This is a genomic window from Luteimonas sp. 100069 (assembly GCF_003813845.1).
Classification (GTDB): domain Bacteria; phylum Pseudomonadota; class Gammaproteobacteria; order Xanthomonadales; family Xanthomonadaceae; genus Luteimonas; species Luteimonas chenhongjianii.
Genome location: NZ_RPFN01000002.1, coordinates 126,547 through 146,049, shown reverse-complemented (window position 1 = coordinate 146,049; position 19,503 = coordinate 126,547). Strand labels below are relative to the sequence as shown.

12 protein-coding genes are annotated in these 19,503 nt (G+C 67.1%); 6 read left to right on the top strand and 6 right to left on the bottom strand.

All coding sequences use genetic code 11. The annotated features are described in order from the left end of the window. Nucleotides 1-323: 323 nt before the first annotated feature. From EGK76_RS07140 to rnfB, 6 genes are all read left to right on the top strand, one after another. Nucleotides 324-3,347: a TonB-dependent receptor gene (locus EGK76_RS07140; protein WP_123832145.1), complete on the top strand. Its 3,024-nt coding sequence runs from the start codon at nucleotides 324-326 to the stop codon at nucleotides 3,345-3,347. Nucleotides 3,348-3,439: 92 nt separating this feature from the next. Beyond that, entirely contained in the window at nucleotides 3,440-5,485 is a 2,046-nt protein-coding gene (locus EGK76_RS07135) for a prolyl oligopeptidase family serine peptidase (RefSeq protein WP_123832144.1), read from the top strand. Nucleotides 5,486-5,593: 108 nt separating this feature from the next. Then, on the top strand, nucleotides 5,594-6,034 hold the full coding sequence (locus tag EGK76_RS07130) for a DUF2147 domain-containing protein (protein WP_123832143.1): 441 nt from the start codon (nucleotides 5,594-5,596) through the stop codon (nucleotides 6,032-6,034). Nucleotides 6,035-6,314: 280 nt separating this feature from the next. Next, on the top strand, nucleotides 6,315-9,317 hold the full coding sequence (locus tag EGK76_RS07125) for a TonB-dependent receptor (protein WP_123832142.1): 3,003 nt from the start codon (nucleotides 6,315-6,317) through the stop codon (nucleotides 9,315-9,317). Nucleotides 9,318-9,423: 106 nt separating this feature from the next. Further along, nucleotides 9,424-11,490, top strand: coding sequence for a methionine--tRNA ligase (metG, locus tag EGK76_RS07120; RefSeq protein WP_123832141.1), 2,067 nt, complete (start codon nucleotides 9,424-9,426; stop codon nucleotides 11,488-11,490). A 34-nt stretch (nucleotides 11,491-11,524) separates the two neighbouring features. Continuing rightward, entirely contained in the window at nucleotides 11,525-11,935 is a 411-nt protein-coding gene (gene rnfB / locus EGK76_RS07115; RefSeq protein ID WP_123832140.1) for an Rnf electron transport complex subunit RnfB, read from the top strand. 4 nt (nucleotides 11,936-11,939) lie between these two features. Here rnfB and EGK76_RS07110 read toward each other — a convergent pair whose 3' ends face one another. The 6 genes from EGK76_RS07110 to EGK76_RS07085 form a co-directional block, all read right to left on the bottom strand. After that, entirely contained in the window at nucleotides 11,940-13,022 is a 1,083-nt protein-coding gene (locus tag EGK76_RS07110) for a TraB/GumN family protein (RefSeq protein ID WP_158613461.1), read from the bottom strand. A gap of 29 nt (nucleotides 13,023-13,051) precedes the next feature. Next, entirely contained in the window at nucleotides 13,052-14,008 is a 957-nt protein-coding gene (locus EGK76_RS07105; RefSeq protein WP_123832138.1) for a DUF1684 domain-containing protein, read from the bottom strand. A 1-nt stretch (nucleotide 14,009) separates the two neighbouring features. Beyond that, complete coding sequence (gene mutL / locus EGK76_RS07100) at nucleotides 14,010-15,833, bottom strand: DNA mismatch repair endonuclease MutL (protein ID WP_123832137.1); 1,824 nt, start codon at nucleotides 15,831-15,833, stop codon at nucleotides 14,010-14,012. Nucleotides 15,834-15,910: 77 nt separating this feature from the next. Further along, entirely contained in the window at nucleotides 15,911-17,404 is a 1,494-nt protein-coding gene (locus EGK76_RS07095; protein WP_123832136.1) for an N-acetylmuramoyl-L-alanine amidase, read from the bottom strand. A gap of 75 nt (nucleotides 17,405-17,479) precedes the next feature. Next, entirely contained in the window at nucleotides 17,480-17,965 is a 486-nt protein-coding gene (gene tsaE, locus EGK76_RS07090) for a tRNA (adenosine(37)-N6)-threonylcarbamoyltransferase complex ATPase subunit type 1 TsaE (RefSeq protein ID WP_123832135.1), read from the bottom strand. After that, on the bottom strand, nucleotides 17,962-19,479 hold the full coding sequence (locus EGK76_RS07085) for an NAD(P)H-hydrate dehydratase (protein WP_123832134.1): 1,518 nt from the start codon (nucleotides 19,477-19,479) through the stop codon (nucleotides 17,962-17,964). Before EGK76_RS07085 ends, tsaE begins: the two co-directional genes overlap by 4 nt. Nucleotides 19,480-19,503: the final 24 nt, after the last annotated feature.

Here is a 19,503-nt window from a genome sequence, read left to right as displayed (position 1 = left end):
CAGCTCGAGCGACGGACGAAGCCTGCACAGGCCGTGTTGAGGCACGGGATCTACGACATGCATCACGGTAGGCCGCTACCCGAGGCCAGCGCACCGCCGCCGTTGGGTGCGGCCCTGCGTATGAGCGCATTAGCTTAAACCGCGCCACTGACGGAAGGGCGGGACAGCGGATCCGGAAGGGACGACCGCAATGCGGCGAAAAAGCGCATATGAACCCAGGCGGAACTTGACCAAGGTTGTGAAATTGGTGTTAGGATCGGTTCACAACCGCTTAACGCTGCGTTCACTTAGACCATATGTGGTTGATAACCAAGGGGATTTAAATGCGCTCACGTCGAACCCTGGGCCCTGTCCGGCCCCGCCGCAACCCGCTTCATCTGGCGCTCGCCGCAGCCCTGCTGCTGCCCATGGGCCTCGCATCGGCGCAGAGCACCCCGCCGACAGACGACGAAGAAGAGCCGGCGCCCACGGCGGAGCAGACGCAGGCCGCCGCTTCCGCGCCAGCCACTACCCTGGATCGCGTCAGCGTTACCGGCTCGCGCATTGCGCGCGACACCTTCAACTCGGTTTCACCGGTTCAGGTGATCAGCCGCGAGGAATCCACGCTGGCAGGCTTCAGCTCCACCACAGGCGTGCTCCAGAGCAACTCGGTGACCGGCGGCTCCTCGCAGATCAACAACGCCTACGGCGGCTTCGTCGTCAATGGCGGGCCGGGCGTGAACACGCTGTCGCTGCGCGGTCTTGGCGCGACCCGCACGCTGATCCTGCTCAACGGACGTCGCGTCTCCCCGGCTGGCTCGCGCGGCGCCGTGGGTTCGGCGGATCTCAACGTGCTGCCGAACATGATGATCGAGCGGATCGAAGTGCTGAAGGACGGCGCCTCGTCGATCTACGGCTCCGATGCGGTTGCCGGCGTGGTCAACGTCATCACCCGCACCCGGGTCGATGACACCACGGTCGAGTTCCAACGCAACTTCACCCAGGACGGCGGTGGCGACGAAACGCGCGCCGGCATCATGACCGGCGCCGTAGGCGATCGATGGCATGCGTCAGGCTCGCTGGAAATGAATCAGCGCGCGGAACTCACCCTCGGCCAGCGCGGCTGGGCCAGTGACTGCCCGCGGCCGCTCCTCGGCCGCAACGCTGACGGCTCGTATGGCGCGGACGACTACATCGACCCCCGCACCGGCCGCCCGAAATGCTGGACGATCGACGACAGCGGCGTGACGATCAACACGATCGGCACGGGCAACATCGCCGGCGTCCCGGGCCTGGGCAGCGTCGGTACCGGCGCGAGCGGCAACATCTTCAATCGCTGGCGCCCGAACCCCGGCGTGACCACGGGTCTTCCCGGTTACGAAGGGGTCGACTACTTCGGTCGTGACAGCTTCGATCCGGCCATGCTGCGCGAGTCGCTGATTTCACCTACCAAGAACACCACCGGCTTCCTGCAGGCCGGCTTCGATCTCAATGCCCTGGGCGATGCCGAGCTCTACTTCGAGGGCCTTGGCCACCGTCGAGAGTCGCAGCAGATCGGCTATCTGCAACACAGCCTCGACTATCCCGTGGGCAGCCCGCTTCTCGGCAGCCTTTCGACCCTCCCCGCGTGGCTGGCAGCGCCTGCCGACGGATCCACCAATGGCAGGAATGTGTCGGTGCGCGCCTTCATCGGCTGGGGCCCATACAAGAGCTGGCAGGAAGTGGACTTCTTCCGCGCGACCGGGGGATTGCGCGGCAATCTCGGCACCGAGTGGAGCTACGACACTTACTACAGCCATGCGCGCTCTGATTCGGCATACATGGTGGAAAACCGCCTGACCGACCGCATCGCGCGGAGTATCGACGTCGTATCCGACGGGCGCGGCGGTTTCGTGTGCCGCGACCCCTCTGGCGGATGCGTCCCCACGCCTGCGTTGTCGGCTGCAGTGGTTGGCGGAGATCTTCCGCAGGCCTACCGTGACTACATCATGCAGGACACCCGCGGCCAGACCATCTATACCGAGTCCACGTTCAACTTCGGCGTCAATGGTCCACTGTTCGACCTGCCCGCGGGCACGGTCAGCACCGCGATGGGCGTGGAACACCGTCGTCAGGAAATCGACGACACCCCCGACATCAACTCGATCAACAACAACCTCTTCGGCTTTACCGCATCCCAGCCTACGCGCGGCAAGGACTCGGTGAGCGAGGCGTATATCGAGTTCGAGGTGCCGCTGCTGTCGGATCTGCCGTTCGCGCAGGAATTCACCTTCAATGCGTCCGCGCGCTACACCGACTACGACTCCTACGGTGACGACTCCACGTGGAAGCTCGGCGTGCTCTATACGCCGGTCGACTGGTTGTCGATACGCGCCTCCCGCGGCACGTCGTTCCGCGCCCCGGCCCTGTTCGAACAGTTCCTGGGTGCCACCAGCGGCTTCCTGTCCTCGGCTACAGACCCCTGCAACGAGTACGGCAACCGGAACCCCACCTCGGCCCGCTATCAGAACTGCGCCAGTGAAGGCCTGCCGACGAACTTCCAGCAGACCAGCAGCGTGACCTCGATCACGCAAGGCGGTGCCGAGACCGGCCTGGCCGCCGAGACCTCCGTCGCCGTGACGGCGGGCATCGTCCTGCAGCCGGAATTCCCGGAATGGTTTGGTGATCTGTCGTTCGCCGCCGATTACTACGACATCAAGGTCGACAACGGTGTCGCGCGCCTGTCCGGCCAGAATGTCATGAACCTCTGCTACGACAGCCAGCCGGCGGACTTCAATTCCGATGCCGGCCAGTGCAGCCTGGTGACCCGCGGCGTCAACAACACGATGTCGGTGACCTCGGGCTACGTGAACATCTCGGAAAGCCTGGTGCGCGGCTGGGACTTCACCGCCCGCTTCGTTCGGGAAATCGGTCCGGGCTCGTTCCGCACCACTGCGCGCCTTTCCAACTACCTGACCCAGGCCGGCCGTACCTTCCCGACCGACCCGCTGCGCAACACCACGGGAACGGTAGCGCAGCCCCAGTACGCCGGTGATGTGGACTTCTCGTATTCGGTGCAGAAGTGGCTGGTGCGTTACGGGCTCGAGTGGGTGGGGTCGACGAACGACTACGATTACTACGAGACCTATTTCGACACGGACTACCGTCCCCTCTATCTCCTCGAGACCGGCAACTACTTCCTGTCCAATCTTTCGGTCCAGTACCGGGGTGACGACTGGTCGGCCACGGTCGGCGCACGCAACCTTGCCGACAAGGAACCGCCGATGATCTCTGCAGGCTGGGGCAATCGCATCGGCAACGCCCCGCTCTACAGTGGCTACGACTATCTCGGAAGGACATTCTTCTTCAATCTGAGCAAGTCGTTCTGATCTGATCAGGGCACAGGTCCGGGCCGCCACTCTTCGAGTGGCGGCTCTTTTTTTGGCGGCAACCCGCCACCCCGAATTCTGGAAGGCATTCCATGAAACGCTTGCTGACCGCAGTATCGATCGCATCGGCTCTGGTCGTTGTCCAGACCGCACATGCCGAAAACAAGACGCCGAGCGCGCCGGCCATTGAGCAGCTGGCCGCATTCCCGGCCTTTTCCAGCTTCACCCTCTCACCTGACGGCCGGCACATCGCCGCGTTGCGGGCCATGGGAGAAGACCGCGCCATCGCGGTCTGGAAGACCGACGCACTGGACCAGCCACCCACGCTGATCGGCTCGGACCGGATGAAGTTCGGCGGCGTGTCTTTCATCAAGAACGATCGCCTCGCAGTTTCCCTCTGGCAACCGTTCGACCTGAGGACAGACCGTGTCACACGGACATTCCTCAACAAGCTGATGATCACCGACCTCCAGGGCAAAGAGTGGAAAGAGCCGCTGTCGCTGCCCCGCGCGCAGAGCCGTGCGGAGGAACTGCTTCAGGCCCGAACCAGCCCGTCCGTCCTCGACAGCCTGCCCAACGATCCGCACCACATCCTGGTGGTGAACACCATCGGCAGCAGTGCAGCGGACGTCTACCGGGTGGATCTACGCAACTACTCGTCGGCCCGGGTGCAGATGTCGGGCGAGAACGTCGCGGGCTATGTGACGGATCTTGATGGGGAGTTGCGTGCGCGGCTCAGATCGAATGTCGACAGCGTGGGCGCTTACATCGCTGCGGAGTTCCGCAACCCCGAAACCAACAGCTGGGACGAACACTTTCGCTCGTACGTCAAGAACCGTGACCAGACACAGATCATCGGCTTCGGCAGTGATCCCAACATCGCCTTTGTTGAAAGCAACGAAGGTCGCGACAAGTCCGTCGTCTACGAGTACGACATCCGCGCCCGACAGCGCAAGGAAGTTCTGTTCGAGCACAACTTCTTCAACGCGAACCGCGTCATCGTCAACCCGTATCGCAGCGCCGGCGAAGGGTACGGTGCCATCATCGGACTGGGCTATGAAGGCCCGCGCGGTGACGACGTCGAATGGACCGCCCCGCAGATGCGCGCACTCGATGCCGGACTGCGACAGGCGCTCGGAATCGGCGCCACGCCCATGGAGCTGGTGGATCCCGAATCAGGCGCCCGCGCGACGATCCAGTATCCGGTCGAGAAGCAGTACCGGATCGTCGGCTACACCCCGGACTTCACGACGGTACTGCTCGTGGTCGATGGCCCTTCGCTTCCGCCGGAGCATTACCTTTTCCGCGACGGACAGCTGTCGCTGCTCGCGAAGGCCTATCCGGATATCGATCCGAGGGCGCTGGGCAGGACGGAACTGGTCTACTACACCGCGCGCGACGGGCTGGAGATTCCAGCGTTCCTGACCCGACCCGATCCCGGGCTCTGTGGCGCCGGTCCCTGGAGTGCAGTCGTCCATCCGCACGGGGGGCCTTGGTCACGCGACACGATGGATTTCGACGGGTCGATGTGGGTGCCACTGCTGGCATCGCGGTGCCACGCGGTCCTGCGGCCGCAGTTCCGGGGTTCGGACGGCTGGGGCCGGAAGCTCTGGATCTCCGGCGACGCCGAATGGGGCCAGAAGATGCAGGACGACAAGGACGACGGCGCGAAGTGGATGCTCCAGCAGGGCATCGCGCTGGAAGGGCGCATCGCGATGTTCGGTTTCTCCTACGGCGGCTATTCCGCCTTCGCCGCCGCCGTGCGCCCGAACGGACTCTACAAATGCGCGATCGCCGGTGCCGGCGTCTCGGACATCGAACGTATCTGGTCAAGGTTCTACACCAATCCGTTCTTCCGCCAGGCACAGGCACCGACCGTAAAGGGCCTGAGCCCGCTCAGCCAGGCTGCCGACATCCAGATTCCGATCATGGTCTATCACGGCGTCCGCGATCAGACCGTCCCTATCGAGCAGTCGCAATGGTTTGTCTCGAGTGCGAAGCAGTCGCAGCAGGACGTGGAGTACCACGAGCTCGCCGACTACGGCCACGGCCCGGCATGGACGCGCGCGATCATGGCCGAACAACTCCGCGTCATCGATACCTATCTGAGGGAGGGCTGCGGCGGCCAAGGTCTCTGAACCATCGCCTGCCCATCACTGGCCACTGCAATGGCGCCTTTCCGAGATGCGTTATATAAGGCCGGTGTGCGGTCGCCACTCGGTCGGCCCCAACTCCTGGGAGGGAACATGCGTATCCACACACTTGCACTGCTGTGCGCGCTGCCGCTGGCCGCGCTTTCATCGTCGGCGTTCGCCGCCGATGGTCCGGTCGGCCGCTGGAAGACCATCGACGACCAGACCGGCCAGGTGAAATCGATCGTGGAGATCAGCCAGGCCACCAACGGCACGCTCAGTGGCCGCGTCGTCGAGGTGCTGCAGTCCGACCGCGGCCCGAACCCGGTCTGCGACAAGTGCAGCGGCGAGCGCCGGAACAAGCCGATCACCGGCATGACGATCCTCTGGGATCTCAAGCCCGACGGCAACGAGTGGGCCGGCGGCACCATTCTCGACCCTTCCAACGGCAAGACCTACAAGTCGAAGGCGAAGATGCTCGACGCCAACCGCCTTGGTGTCTCGGGCTGCATTGCCTTCATCTGCCGCGAGCAGGTGTGGCAGCGGGAGACCTGATACGCGTGATGGCTTAGAACGCCCCTGACCACCAACAAGGCGCCCGCAGGGGCGCCTTTTTTCTGCCCCCTGTCCGCCAGGTGTTGTCGTCAATCGACGCAGCAGACGCGCAACAGCGGAAGGCCAGACTCCGCATAACAAGCCAGCCGATCCGATGCCCGCGTTTCATTGCGTTCATATCGCTCCCCATGTCAGAAATGTTAACTCTGCGTTAAGCAGAAAGTGGCCGCCTCAGAACCCATGAACTGGGCCGGCTTTGTTCACACAGGGACATATTCGAATGACTGTACGCAACACCTCGACGTTGAGCGCGTCGATAGCAACCGCGCTGCTCGCTACCGCGACGACCGCTTGGGCCCAAGAGGCCACTTCAAATGATCCTCAGACGCTCGATCGCGTCTCTGTCACCGGTTCGCGCATCGCGCGCGAAGGCTTCGTCACGCCATCGCCCGTCACAGCCATCAGCGCCGAGGAAATCCGCGCCACCGGCGCGGTCACCATCGCCGACCTGATGACCAAGATGCCGGCGCTGAGCCCCAACTACACGCTGGGCAACTCCACGCGCTTCATCGGCACCGCCGGCCTCGGCCTGCTGGACCTCCGCGGCATGGGCACGGCCCGCACGCTCGTGCTGGTCAATGGTCGGCGCCACGTCGGTGCCACTCCGGGCTCGACCGCGGTCGACGTCAACACCATTCCGGTCGAGTGGATCGAGCGCGTCGAAGTCATCACCGGCGGCGCGTCCGCGGTCTACGGTGCCGACGCAGTGGCGGGCGTGGTCAACTTCATCACCAAGAAGTCGTTCGACGGCGTCGAGATGCGCGCCCAGCGTGGCGGCTCGGGCGAGGGCAACTTCGGCCGTGCATTCGCCAGCATTTCAGCCGGCAGCGACTTTGCCGATGGCCGCGGCACTGCTGCGGTCTCGATCGAGCGCAGCGAGCAGGACCGTTTCAGCCGCACGAGCCGGGAGATCGGCCGTCGCTACCAGGTGTCGCGCCCGAATCCGGACTTCGATCCGAGCCAGCCGTCCAGCGAGCGCAATCCCCAGACGATCCTTGAGGGACCCGGCGGCAATCACTCGATCTCCTACGGCGGCACGTTCAACGTCGGTACGTTCAACCCGGCCGATCCCACCACCCGCTACCAGTTCCGGCCCGATGGCAGCTTCGCCCGCAACCGCTACGACGGCTGGGTCAATTCCACCTCGTGCATCGACTGTGATTTCACCGACCTCAACGCGCTCGCGGATCTCGAGCCCGAGTTCAACCGCACCAGCGTCAACGCGATTTTCGGATTTGACCTGACCGAAAACCACCGCGTGTTCGCCGAGGCCAAGTACAGCAAGACCGAGTCGAACTTCTTCGGGCAGCCCGCGTTTGACCAGCCGATCCGCATCCGGCCCGACAACGCCTACATCACCCCCGAACTGGCCGCGTTCCTCGCCGCCAACCCGTCCGCGCTCTCGTCGACGAACCTCGGAGGCACCACGTACCGCTTCCTCGGCGTCAACCGCATGAACGCCGATGCAGGTCGACGGGGCGAGCAGGTTGACCGCGACACCAAGCGCGTCGTTGTCGGCGTCGAGGGATATTTCGGTGACAGCTGGAGCTACGAGGCGTCGTTCAACTACGGCGAGTCGTCGATCAACCGCCTGAATCTGAACAACCGTATCAACGAGCGCTGGCAGGCCGGCCTGGATACCGTCCGTGATGCGAACGGCAACATCGCCTGTCGCGTATCGGTGGACCCGACTGCGATCAACATCCACACGGGCCAGGCGTACAACCTCGACCTCACCGCCGGCTGCGTGCCTTTCTCGGTGTTCGGCGATGGCGCGGTGGCCGCCAACCCTGCGGCGGCAGCCTGGTTCAACACCGATTCGCTCAACCAGTCGAAGCTGCGACAGACGGTCTACAGCGCGTCGGTCGCGAACAGCGCGCTCTTTTCGCTGCCTGCGGGTGACGTCGGCTTTGCCGGCGGCATCGAGCACCGTACCGAACGCAGCCAGGAGAACACCGATCCGCTCGCCGCACAGGGGCTGACGTTCCTCAACGCCATCGCGAGTCGCGGCGGGCAGTACGACGTCACCGAAGTGTTCGCCGAGACGACGATTCCGCTGCTTGCCGGAGTACCCGGCGTGGAGCGGCTCGCGCTGGATCTGGCCGGTCGCTACTCCGACTACGACACCATCGGTTCGACCAAGACCTGGAACATCGGCATCGACTGGGAAGTTGTTCCCTCGCTGCGTATCCGCGGCACCACGGCCAAAGCCGTCCGCGCCCCGGGCATCGGCGAACTGTTCAACCCGCAGTCGCAGAACTTCGCGACGTTCAACGATCCGTGCAACACGCGCGTCACCAACACCAACCGGCCGTCGACCGCCGCGGATGTCGCTCTGCGTCAGGCCAATTGCGCTGCGCTGGGCATTCCGGCCGACTGGGTCGACGACTACACGTCCAACCGCCCCGGCCTGAGTGGCGGCAACCCCAACCTGCGTCCGGAGTCGGCCGATACGGTGTCGTTCGGCGCGGTCTGGCAGCCCGGATTTGTCCGCGGCCTGGGCGTTTCGGTCGACTACTGGCGCGTCACGCTGCACGATGCGATCGGTGCGGTCAGCGCGCAGACCAATGCGACGCGCTGCGTCGACTCGCCCGGCGGCGTGACCAACAACTTCTTCTGCGACCAGATCTTCCGTGCGCCGGTCGGTGGCTACAACGATCCCCAGGGTCGTGCATTCCCCGCCTACAGCGTCTACGACTGGATCGCGCTCAACGAGAATCTGGCCAAGTCGCGTCGCGTGGGTATCGACTTCGAGGTCGACTACCGCTTCGAGCTGGCGGGCGGCAACGCGGTCACCCGCCTGGTCGGCACGCGCTTGCTGCAGTCGCGCGAATGGGCGTTCCAGGACTTCCCGACCGAATACCGCGAGTGGGTGACCAACGTCGCCGATCCGCGCTACCGGGCGAACCTGGAAACGTCGTACAGCCGCAACGAGTGGAACGTGTCGTGGACCGCGCGATACATGCACCACAACCTGCGCGTGGAACCGGCGTCGTACCAGAGCAACCCGGGCCAGTCGAGCCCGATCCGCAACGGCTCGTACGTCTATCACAATGCCCAGGTCGGCTACACCTTCCCCGATTCCGGAATCAAGGTGTACCTCGGCGTGGACAATGTGTTCGACAAGGAGCCGCCGGTGAACTATTTCGGCGCCGACATCGGTTCGTCGTTCTACGACAGTGTGGGGCGCTTCATGTATCTGGGCGCTTCGTACAAGTTCTGACCGGTTCCAATGCGTGACGAAAGAGCCCGGCCCCGGCCGGGCTCTTTCTTTGGTGCGGTCGGAGCGCAGATGCGATAATTCCGCATCGCATACCACGCCCACGCCCATGCCCCGCAAGCTGCTCGTCACCACCGCACTGCCCTACGCCAACGGCCCGCTTCACCTCGGCCATCTGGTGGGCTACATCCAGGCCGATATCTGGGTGCGGGCCCGGCGCATGGATGGCGACACCGCGCATTTCGTCTGCGCCGACGACACGCACGGCACGCCGATCATGCTGGCTGCGGAGAAGGCCGGCACCACGCCGGAAGCCTTCATCGCCGACATCCAGGCGGGCCACGAGCGCGACTTCGCCGCGTTCGGCGTCGAGTTCGATCACTACGACTCCACCCATTCCGCCGGCAACCGCGAGATGGTCGAAACCATCTACGCGCGTCTCGACGCGGGCGGCCACATCGCACGCCGGGATGTCGCGCAGCTCTTCGATCCGGTGCGCGGCATGTTCCTGCCCGACCGCTACGTCAAGGGCACGTGCCCGAAGTGCGGCACTCCGGACCAGTACGGCGACAACTGCGAGCACTGCGGCGCCACCTATTCGCCGAGTGACCTGATCGACCCGGTCTCGGTCGTGAGCGGCGCCACGCCCGAACTGCGCGAATCGGAGCACTTCTTCTTCGAGCTCGGACACTTCGAAAGCTTCCTGCGCGAGTGGCTGTCCGGCGATGTCGCGGTATCGGGCGTCAAGGCGAAGCTCGCCGAGTGGCTCGATGGCGACGGCGGCCTGCGCGCCTGGGACATCTCGCGCGATGCGCCCTACTTCGGATTCGAGATCCCCGGCCATCCAGGCAAGTTCTTCTACGTCTGGCTGGATGCGCCGATCGGCTATCTCAGCAGCTTCAAGGCCCTGTGCACGCGCGAAGGGCTCGACTTCGATGCCTGGCTCGCGCCCGACAGCGGCGCCGAGTTGCACCATTTCATCGGCAAGGACATCGTCAACTTCCACGGACTGTTCTGGCCGGCGATGCTGCACGGCGCCGGCCTGCGCGCACCCGCGCGATTGCACGTCAACGGCTACCTGACCGTCGACGGCGCCAAGATGTCCAAGTCGCGCGGCACGTTCGTCATGGCGCGCACCTATCTCGACCAGGGGCTCGATCCCGAAGCGCTGCGCTACTACTTCGCGGCGAAGTCCTCCGGTGGTGTCGACGATCTCGATCTCAACCTCGGCGATTTCATCGCGCGCGTGAACAGCGATGTCGTCGGCAAGGTGGTCAACCTGGCCAGTCGCTGCGCCGGCTTCATCGGCAAGCGTTTCGACGGCCGGCTTGCCGAGGCGCTGCCGGAGCCGGAGATGTATGGCCGCTTCGTCGAGGCGCTGGTGCAGGTTCGCCAGAGTTATGCGCGCAACGAACCGGCCAGCGTGCTGCGCCAGGTGATGGCGCTCGCCGACGAGGCGAACCGTTACATCGACGAGCGCAAGCCCTGGGTGATCGCCAAGCAGGACGGCAGCGATGCCGAGCTGCAGGCGGTGTGCACCCAGGGGCTGAACCTGTTCCGCGTGCTGGCCACTGCGCTGCGGCCGGTGCTTCCGCGCGTGGCCCGTGATGCCGAAGCGTTCTTCGCGGCGCCGGCCCAATCCTGGTCCGCGCTCGATGCACCGCTGCTCGGCCACGTGATCCAACCGTATGCCCCGCTCTTCACCCGTATCGACCCAAAGCAGATTGACGCCATGACCGACGCCTCCAAGGACACTCTCGCCGCCCCGGCAGCGCCTGCCACGCCCAAGAAACCGGCCGACGTTCCGGCGGCGCCGGCGAAGGCGGCCGAGCCCGGGGTGCCTGCGCACATCTCGATCGACGATTTCGCGAAGCTCGATCTGCGCATCGGCAAGGTCGTGGTCTGTGAATTCGTCGAGGGCTCGGACAAGCTGTTGCGTTTCGAACTCGACGCCGGCGACCTGGGCACGCGTCAGATCTTCTCCGGCATCCGCGCCAGCTACGCCGAGCCGGACCGCCTGGTCGGGCGCAACGTGGTGTTCATCGCCAATCTCGCACCGCGCAAGATGCGCTTCGGCATCAGCGAAGGCATGATCCTGTCGGCCGGCTTCGACGGTGGCGCGCTCGCCTTGCTGGATGCCGACGCCGCCGCGCAGCCGGGTATGCCGGTCCGCTGAGGCGGCGCGTCACCCCGACCGGGATCTTCCGCGCATGTCCCCCAGCCCCGTCGAGCACGTCGACCGCCTGCTGCCGCAGACCCAGTGCGGCCAGTGCGGATTCGACGGCTGCCGTCCCTACGCCGAAGCGATGGCGCTCGGCGAGGCGGATGTCGATCGCTGCCCACCCGGCGGCGATGCCGGCGCACGTGCGCTCGCGCGCGTGCTGGGCGTCGCGCCGAGGCCGTTCGACCGTACGCGCGGCGAGTACCATCCGGTGCCGCCGGTCGCACTGGTCATTGAAGCGGACTGCATCGGTTGCACCAAATGCATCCAGGCCTGCCCGGTCGACGCGATCGTCGGCGGATCCAAGCTGATGCACACGGTGCTGGTCGATGCGTGTACGGGCTGCAGGCTGTGCGTGCCGGCCTGTCCGGTGGATTGCATCATGATGGTCGCCGCCTAGCCCCTCAGCGAGCACCCGCCGCGCTGTCCGGCGACCCGGCTCCGACGGGCGGTGTCTGCTGCGGCGCACATGCCGTGCAGATTCGCTCCACCTGATAGCCCTTGGCGGCCAGCTTCTCGACCACCCCGTCCGGCCCGAGCAGGTGCAGCGCACCGACGATAATCAGGATGTCTCCGGGCTGCTGCAGCATCTGCTCGAGCCTGGGCAGCCAGGCATCGTTGCGCTCGGTATTGATGCGCGCGTACAGCGCAGGAAAACGCGCATGCATGTCGCGACCCATCCCGTTCCACAGCGCATCGGCATCACCCGCGCGCCAGGTCGCGTGCAGGGCCTCGATCGATTGCGGGCCGGAACCGACCTGCTCGAGTGCTTCCTGGAGCATCTGCACCTGCTCCAGCCGGCCCATGCCGTCGAGAAAGCCGATCTGCTGCTCGGCCGATTCGAGCCCGGCCGTCGGCGTGCCGGCGGCCTGCGCCTGACGGGCGAGCTGCGCGTCCATGCCCAGGTGCGCCTGCAGGCCGGAACGGCCGAGCTCGCTGGTCGTCACCAGCAGGGACACGAACCACGGCTCGAACATCTGCAGGCTCGAGGCGCCGCCGGCGGCCTGCAATGAAGCCGGGTTGGCCTCGGCCCAGGCACGCAGTTGCTGCGCGGTCTGCGGCGGCAGCTCGTCATCGAGCTTGCTTCCGTCGGCGCGCAATCCGGCCTGCATCATCTGCAGGCCAAGCGTCGGCGAATGCAGTTCTTCGGGCGCGAGCTCGAACACCACTTCCCCCGCGCCCGCGATCACCGCGGCGACGTCTTCGGACAGCGGATAGTCGTCGGGCTTGAGGAAGTGGAACGACCCCAGCAGATACAGCGCGCCCTGCTCCCCGGCGACCCGCCAGAGCAGCGGAACGGGTGCTGGCGCGAGCGCGCCATAGCCGATCGCGGGAACGTCCTGACGGCCGTCGGCAGGCAGGACAACGGGCGAGAGCAGGATCGGCGGAGCCTCGAGCGGCAACTCGGCCTGCCCTGCGCCCCCGGCGAACAGACAGGCCAGCAGCACGAACGGGCGGGCAAAGCGAAGCGGCGCGTGTCTGCGCATGCGGGAACGGTACTCCGGGGTATGCGGCGTCATTCGAGTGTTGGCGGCGGCGGCGGGCGGTAGGCCTTCTCGCCTGCGGACACCGCGAGGTCCAGCCGATTGCCAGCTGGTGGCAACGGGCAGGTCGCGAACGCGGTGAACGCACATGGCGGGTTGTAGGCGCGGTTGAAGTCGAGCCGCAACCGGCCCTCGTCGTCCGGCAGCGGCGCATCGAGATAGCGGCCGGCGCTGTAGCTCCCGTGACCGCTGGTGCGATCGGCGAAGATGAGGAACAGGGTGTCATCGTCACCCTGCAGCGCCTGCAGTGCGTAGCGGCTGCCATCGCGCTCGAATGTCACCGTGCCCGGCGTGGGCATGTCCTCGATCATTCCCAGGATGTTGGCGATCGGCAGTGTCGCGCCGGCGCGGGCGGGTTCGAAGGTCGCATCCACCTGCCAGTCGCGCGCCGTCGGCCAGTACTCGAGCCCGGTGAATCGCGTGCGCGTGCGCGCATCCTCGTGTCGCGCGCGCACGAAGGCGACGCCGCCACGCTCGATGATCGACAGCGTGCCCTTGCCGGCGTCGAAACCGAGCGCGCTGGGCGACGCGTCCGCATCGCTCAGCAGGCGCACGCGACCACGCACCGGCACGTCATCAAGCGTGACGACAACGCCGCGCTCCGGCGTGAACCAGTACGCGCCCTCGTCCGATTGCAGCAGCCCGAGCTTCTCCGGCCCCATTGACAGCCGGATACCGGCCGCCTGACCGCTCCCGATGAAATGTGATTTCAGCTCGATTCGATGCAGACCGATCAGGCTGAGCCAGCCATCGGGCGAGACCAGCTCGGCCCGGCGCTTGTCCTGCCAGACGCGCGTCTGCGCCGAGAACACAACGTCGAGGCGCGCTGCATCGGCGCGCGCGGCCGGATCTTGCGAATCCGATGTCACGCCGCAGGCGACCAGCAACATCGCCAGTCCGATCGTCACGCAATGGCGCCATCGCAGCATGTCAGCGCCCTCGCAGGAACCAGCGGTCGATCTCGGCGATCGGGAAATGCGCCCAGGTCGGGCGGCCATGGTTGCACTGCCCGGAGCGCTCGGTCGCCTCCATCTGGCGCAGCAGGGCGTCCATCTCCGGCAGGCTCAACCGGCGGTTGGCGCGCACCGCGCCGTGACACGCCATCGTCGACAGCAGCGCGTCGCGCGCCGTGCGCACGCGCAGGCTCTCGCCGTGTTCGCGCAGGTCGGCGAGCACATCGCGCAGCAGCGCCTCGGTGTCGCCGTGCGCGAGCAGTGCCGGCACGCCGCGCAGCAACACCGAGTGCTGGCCGGCGCGCGATACCTCGAAGCCGAGCTCGGCGAGCGTGGCGGCCTCATGCTCGGCCACGTCCGCCTCGCGTTCGGAAACCGCGACCGTCTGCGGGACCAGCAAGGGCTGCATCCGGACACCCTCGCCGTCATGGGCGGTCTTGAGCTTCTCGTAACCGATACGCTCGTGCGCGGCATGCATGTCCACGACGATCAGGCCGTCGGCAGCCTGGCTGAGGATGTAGATGCCGTGCAGCTGCGCCACGGCATAACCCAGCGGTGGCACCAGCGCCGCAGCGTCATCGATCGCGCCGTCCATGCGCGGCGCGGCCTGCGATTCGTAAATGCCCTGCCCTTTGGCGACTTCCGGCCCCGTCTGGCCGTACAGGCCCGCGTAGGCGGCGCGCGTTTCGTCGACGCGCAGCGCGAGGTTCGACTGTGGCATCGGCCGCGACCAGTCCGGCAGCTGCGTCGCTGCCGGCGATGCAGCGAACGCGCCGCCGGCCGCTGCCGGTTCGCCCGCCTGTCCCGCGCGCGTGTCGGCCAGGGCTGCGTGCAGCGTGCGATAGACGAAGTCGTGGATGAGCCGGGCGTCACGGAAGCGCACCTCGTGCTTGGCCGGATGCACATTGACATCGACACGGGTCGGATCGAGCTCCAGGAACAGCACATACGCCGGTTGGCGACCGTGATACATCACGTCGGCGAACGCCTGCTTCACCGCGTGCGCGACGCTGCGGTCGCGCACGGCGCGGCCGTTGACGTAGAGATACTGCTGATCGGCGCTGGCGCGCGAATAGGCCGGCTTTGCGATCCAGCCGTGCAGGCGCAGGCCGGCCGCGGTGTGTTCGACACGCAGCGCCGCATCGGCGAATTCGCGACCGAGCGTCTCGACCAGGCGCGCGCCCGAAAAAAGGTCTTCGTCGCCGCGATAGCGTCGCGACGGCTTGCCGTTGTGGCTGATGCGCAGCTCCACATCGGGGCGGACCAGCGCCAGTGCGCGCAACCATTCCTCGATATGCCCGAGTTCGGTGCGTTCGGCGCGCAGGAACTTGCGCCGCGCCGGCACGTTGTAGAAGAGATCGCGCACTTCGACGGTCGTGCCACGCGGATGCGGCTTGGGCATGATCTCGCCGACGTGGCCGCCCTCGACCTGCAGCGCCGCGCCATGCGCGTCGCCTTCGCGGCGCGATGCCAGCGAAAAACGGCTCACCGATGCGATCGACGGAAGGGCCTCGCCTCGGAATCCCAAGGTTGCCACGGCTTCGAGATCGTCGAGGGATCCGATCTTGCTGGTGGCATGACGGGAAACCGCGAGCGGCAATTCCTCGGGCGGCATGCCGACGCCATCGTCGCGGATCCGGATCAGGCGCACGCCGCCTTCTTCCAGATCGATGTCCACGCGCATGGCACCGGCATCGAGCGCGTTCTCGACCAGCTCCTTGACCACGGACGCAGGGCGCTCGACCACTTCGCCGGCGGCGATCTGGTTGATCAGGATGTCGGGAAGTTGGCGGATCGGCACGTGGGCATCGGCGGCGCAGATGCGTCGCGGCAGGAATCAATCCGGATGATACCGGCTCGCGCGGTGCAACCGCCGGCTCAGGGGCTGCCGCCCCCGACCGCCGAACCGTTCGCCGCGACAGCCGCAGCGCGCGCGGCATACAGCGTGCCCGGAGGAGGCTGCGCGGTGAAGTAGGTATTGATGCCGTCGAGCACGGCACTGGCAAGCCGGCGCTGATGCGCGGGGTCGATCAGGCGGCGCTCTTCTTCCGGGTTCGAGATGAAGCCGGTTTCGACCAGCATCGCGGGCATGTCGGCATTGCGCAGCACCGAGAAGTTCGCGTACTCGACACTCGGCTTGTGGGTCTTGCCGACATTGCGCAGGCCCGAGAGCACGTGCGTGGCCGCATCCTGTGAGGCGCGCATGTGACCGCTCTGCGCCATCTCCAGCAGCACGTTCGACAGGGTGTCGCGCGAGAGCGATACGCCGCCGACCAGATCGGCACTGTTTTCGCGATCGGCCAGCCAGCGCGCCTGCTGCGACGACGCGCCCCGCGTGGACAGCGTATAGACCGATGAGCCATAGGCGGCGCGGTTGTGCGCGGCGTCGGCGTGGATCGAGACGAACATGTCGGCCTTGGCCCGGCGCGCACGCAGGGCGCGCTGCGGCAATTCGATGTAGCTGTCGTTGTCGCGCACCAGGTGCGCGCGCATGCCGGGCGTGGCATTGATCTGGCGGGCCAGTTCGCGCGAGATCGCCAGGACGACGTTCTTCTCGTGCGTTCCCGCCGGACCGATGGCGCCGGGATCCCGGCCGCCGTGACCCGGATCGATGGCGATCACCAACGGACGCATACCCGGCCCCAGAGCGGCCGGCATCGGAACCTGCGCGGGCGGCGGCACGGCGCGCTGCACGGCGGGCGCCGGTGGTAGCTCCGGCGCGGCAGCGACTTCGGGCGACGGATCCGGAGCCGTGCCTGCGGCAACGGCCGGCGACGACAGGACGGTCGAAGGCGTGGTGACCGCGGGCGACGGCGCCGGGGCCTGCGTGCCCGCCATGCTGGAGATCAGCCGCGAGGTCGCGTCGTTGGAGGCCGCAGCCGGATCGGGGGCTGGAACGACCGGGGCAACGGTCGGCGCGACGGTCGCGGCCCCGCTGGCCGCGGCGACCCGCGCGATCGGGTCGGCATCGCCATCGCCGGGCCATTCGATGACCAGTTTCGCGCCGTCGGCCCCCTCCTCGACGCGCGGCGGCAAGGCCTTCACCGCCGAGGCGAGATCGAACACGATGCGCGTCGTACCGGGGACGGGCTGGCCGGTGCGTACCGAGCGAATGGTGCCACTGCCGGCCGGCATGGCCGACGTCCGCATACGCGTGCCGGGCAGGTCGATGACCAGCCGGTCGGGATTGGCAAGCGAGATGACCGAATATTGGGTGCTGGCGTCGAGGCGCAATTCGGCACGCGTTCCGGTGGCCCCCGAGCGGACATCGATGCCACGCAGTTCGGCGGCAGACACGATGTTCCAGCACAACGCGGCGATCAGCGCGATCGCCAGCAGGGCCTGAGACAGATTGATTCCCCGGATGCGCATGCCGGCTAGTCAATCATCGGCAGTGGAACAATGCAAGCTGGTTTTCCTTGTAAATCCGTAGCCTGCAAGCGCTTCCTATGGTTTCGGTTCAGGAATGGTCGTCAAACACGGATCCCGCCTGAGCGCGTCCAGCCACGCGCGTCCGGCCACGCTTGCGGCCTCCAGCGCGACGCGGCGGCCAGTTCCATCGATCGCCAGCGCGACATCCAGATCGGGCTGTGGCAGGGCGGCGGCGCCGCGTTCGGGCCATTCCACCAGCCACAGTGCGCCCTCGACGTCGTCGAGGCCCAGGAAATCGAGTTCGGCGGCATCGCCGATCCGGTAAAGATCGAGGTGCAGGGCCTCGCCACCCTCTACCGGATAGCGCTCGACCAGGGTGTAGGTGGGGCTGCGCACGGTACCGGTGACCCCCAGGGCGCGCAGCCAGGCACGCGCGAGCGTGGACTTGCCTGCGCCCAGGTCGCCATGGAGGTGCACGCGCGCGCCATGCGGCTGATGGGCCGCGAGGCGTTCGGCGAGCAGGCGGGTGGCGGCTTCGTCGGCGAGAAACCGGTGGATCATGCTGCAGCTCCGGGATTGGCGCAGCTGCGCAATGCATCGATCAGGTCGAGCGGCGAGAGGCCGCGCGCGCCGCCGCTGGAGGCCGCGACATCCCCGGCCACCGCATGCAGCAGCGCCCCGCAGGCTGCGGCGGACTCGACGCCCAGACCCTGCGCGCAGAGCGCGGCGATGACCCCGGTCAGCACATCCCCCATGCCGCCGGTGGCCATACCCGGGTTGCCGGCAGCCACCAGCCATGGCAGCGCATCCGGCGCGCTGACCAGGCTGCCGGCGCCCTTGAGCACGACCACCGCGTTCCAGCGGCGGGCCAGTTCACGGACCGCGGCGGGGCGATCGCGCTGGATGGCGTCGGTCGTGGTGCCCAGCAGCCGGGCGGCCTCGCCCGGATGCGGGGTCAGGATGGTCCGCGGCGGCAGCGACCGGGGGTGCGCGGCGAGCAGGTTCAAGGCATCGGCATCCAGCACCAGCGGCGTCGATGCCGCGCATGCCGCCGCGACCGTTTCGTCGAACAGTGCATGTCCCCACGCGCCCTGCCCCAGGCCAGGCCCCAGCGCGATGACGTCGGCGGCCTCGAGCGCACCGGCCAACGCCGAGACACTGTCGGTCCGGCGCACCATCGCTTCGGGCCAGCGCGCGAGCAATGGCGCGACGTGGGCGCCCTGGGTCGCCACTTCCACCAGTCCGGCGCCACTGCGGAGCGCGGCGCCTGCCGCGAGCAACACCGCGCCGCCGGTGCCGTGGTCGCCGCCGATGCACAGCACGCGCCCGTGCCGGCCCTTGTGCGCGTTGCGCGCCCGCGGGCGCAACCAGTGCCCCAGGTCCGCAGCCGCGATGCGCCGTGCCTGGGGTGGTACATCCGCGAGCAGGGGGTCGATGCCGAGAGTGTCAAGCGAAAGGCTGCCGGCGAGGTCGGAGCCGTCACCGGTCTGCAGGCCCAACTGCGGCAGCAGGAACTGCACGGTGTGCGTCGCCCGCACCGCGGCGCCGTCCGCGCTGCCGCGATCGCCCGCGCATCCGCTGGGCACGTCGAGCGCGAGCACTGGCGCGCCGGCGCTGTTGATCGCGTCGATGAGCGCAGTCGCGGCGGCATCCGGCGCCTGCCGCAGGCCGATGCCGAACAGCGCGTCGACCACGACATCGGCCGCCGGCAGCGCGCCTGCGAAGGCCTCGACTGTGCCGCCAGCTGCTTCGAAGGCGGCGGCCATCGCCTGGGCCGGCGCGGTGCGTGACGCGTGCGTGCCCAGCCGCACGACGACGACCGCGCGGCCAGCGGCTTGCGCGTGGCGCGCGAGTACATAGCCATCGCCGCCGTTGTTGCCGGGGCCGCAGACCACGACGATACGTTGCGCCTGCGGCCAGTGCGCGAGCAGCGTGCGCCAGCCCGCCTGGCCGGCGCGCTGCATGAGCCCGGTCGCATCGGACTCCTGCGCCAGTGCTGCCGCTTCGAGCATGCGCAGCGCAGCCTCGTCGTACAACGGGGAGCCCGGCAGCGGCGTGGCACAGGGAGCGCTCATCGCGCCGATTCTATACTTGGCGCA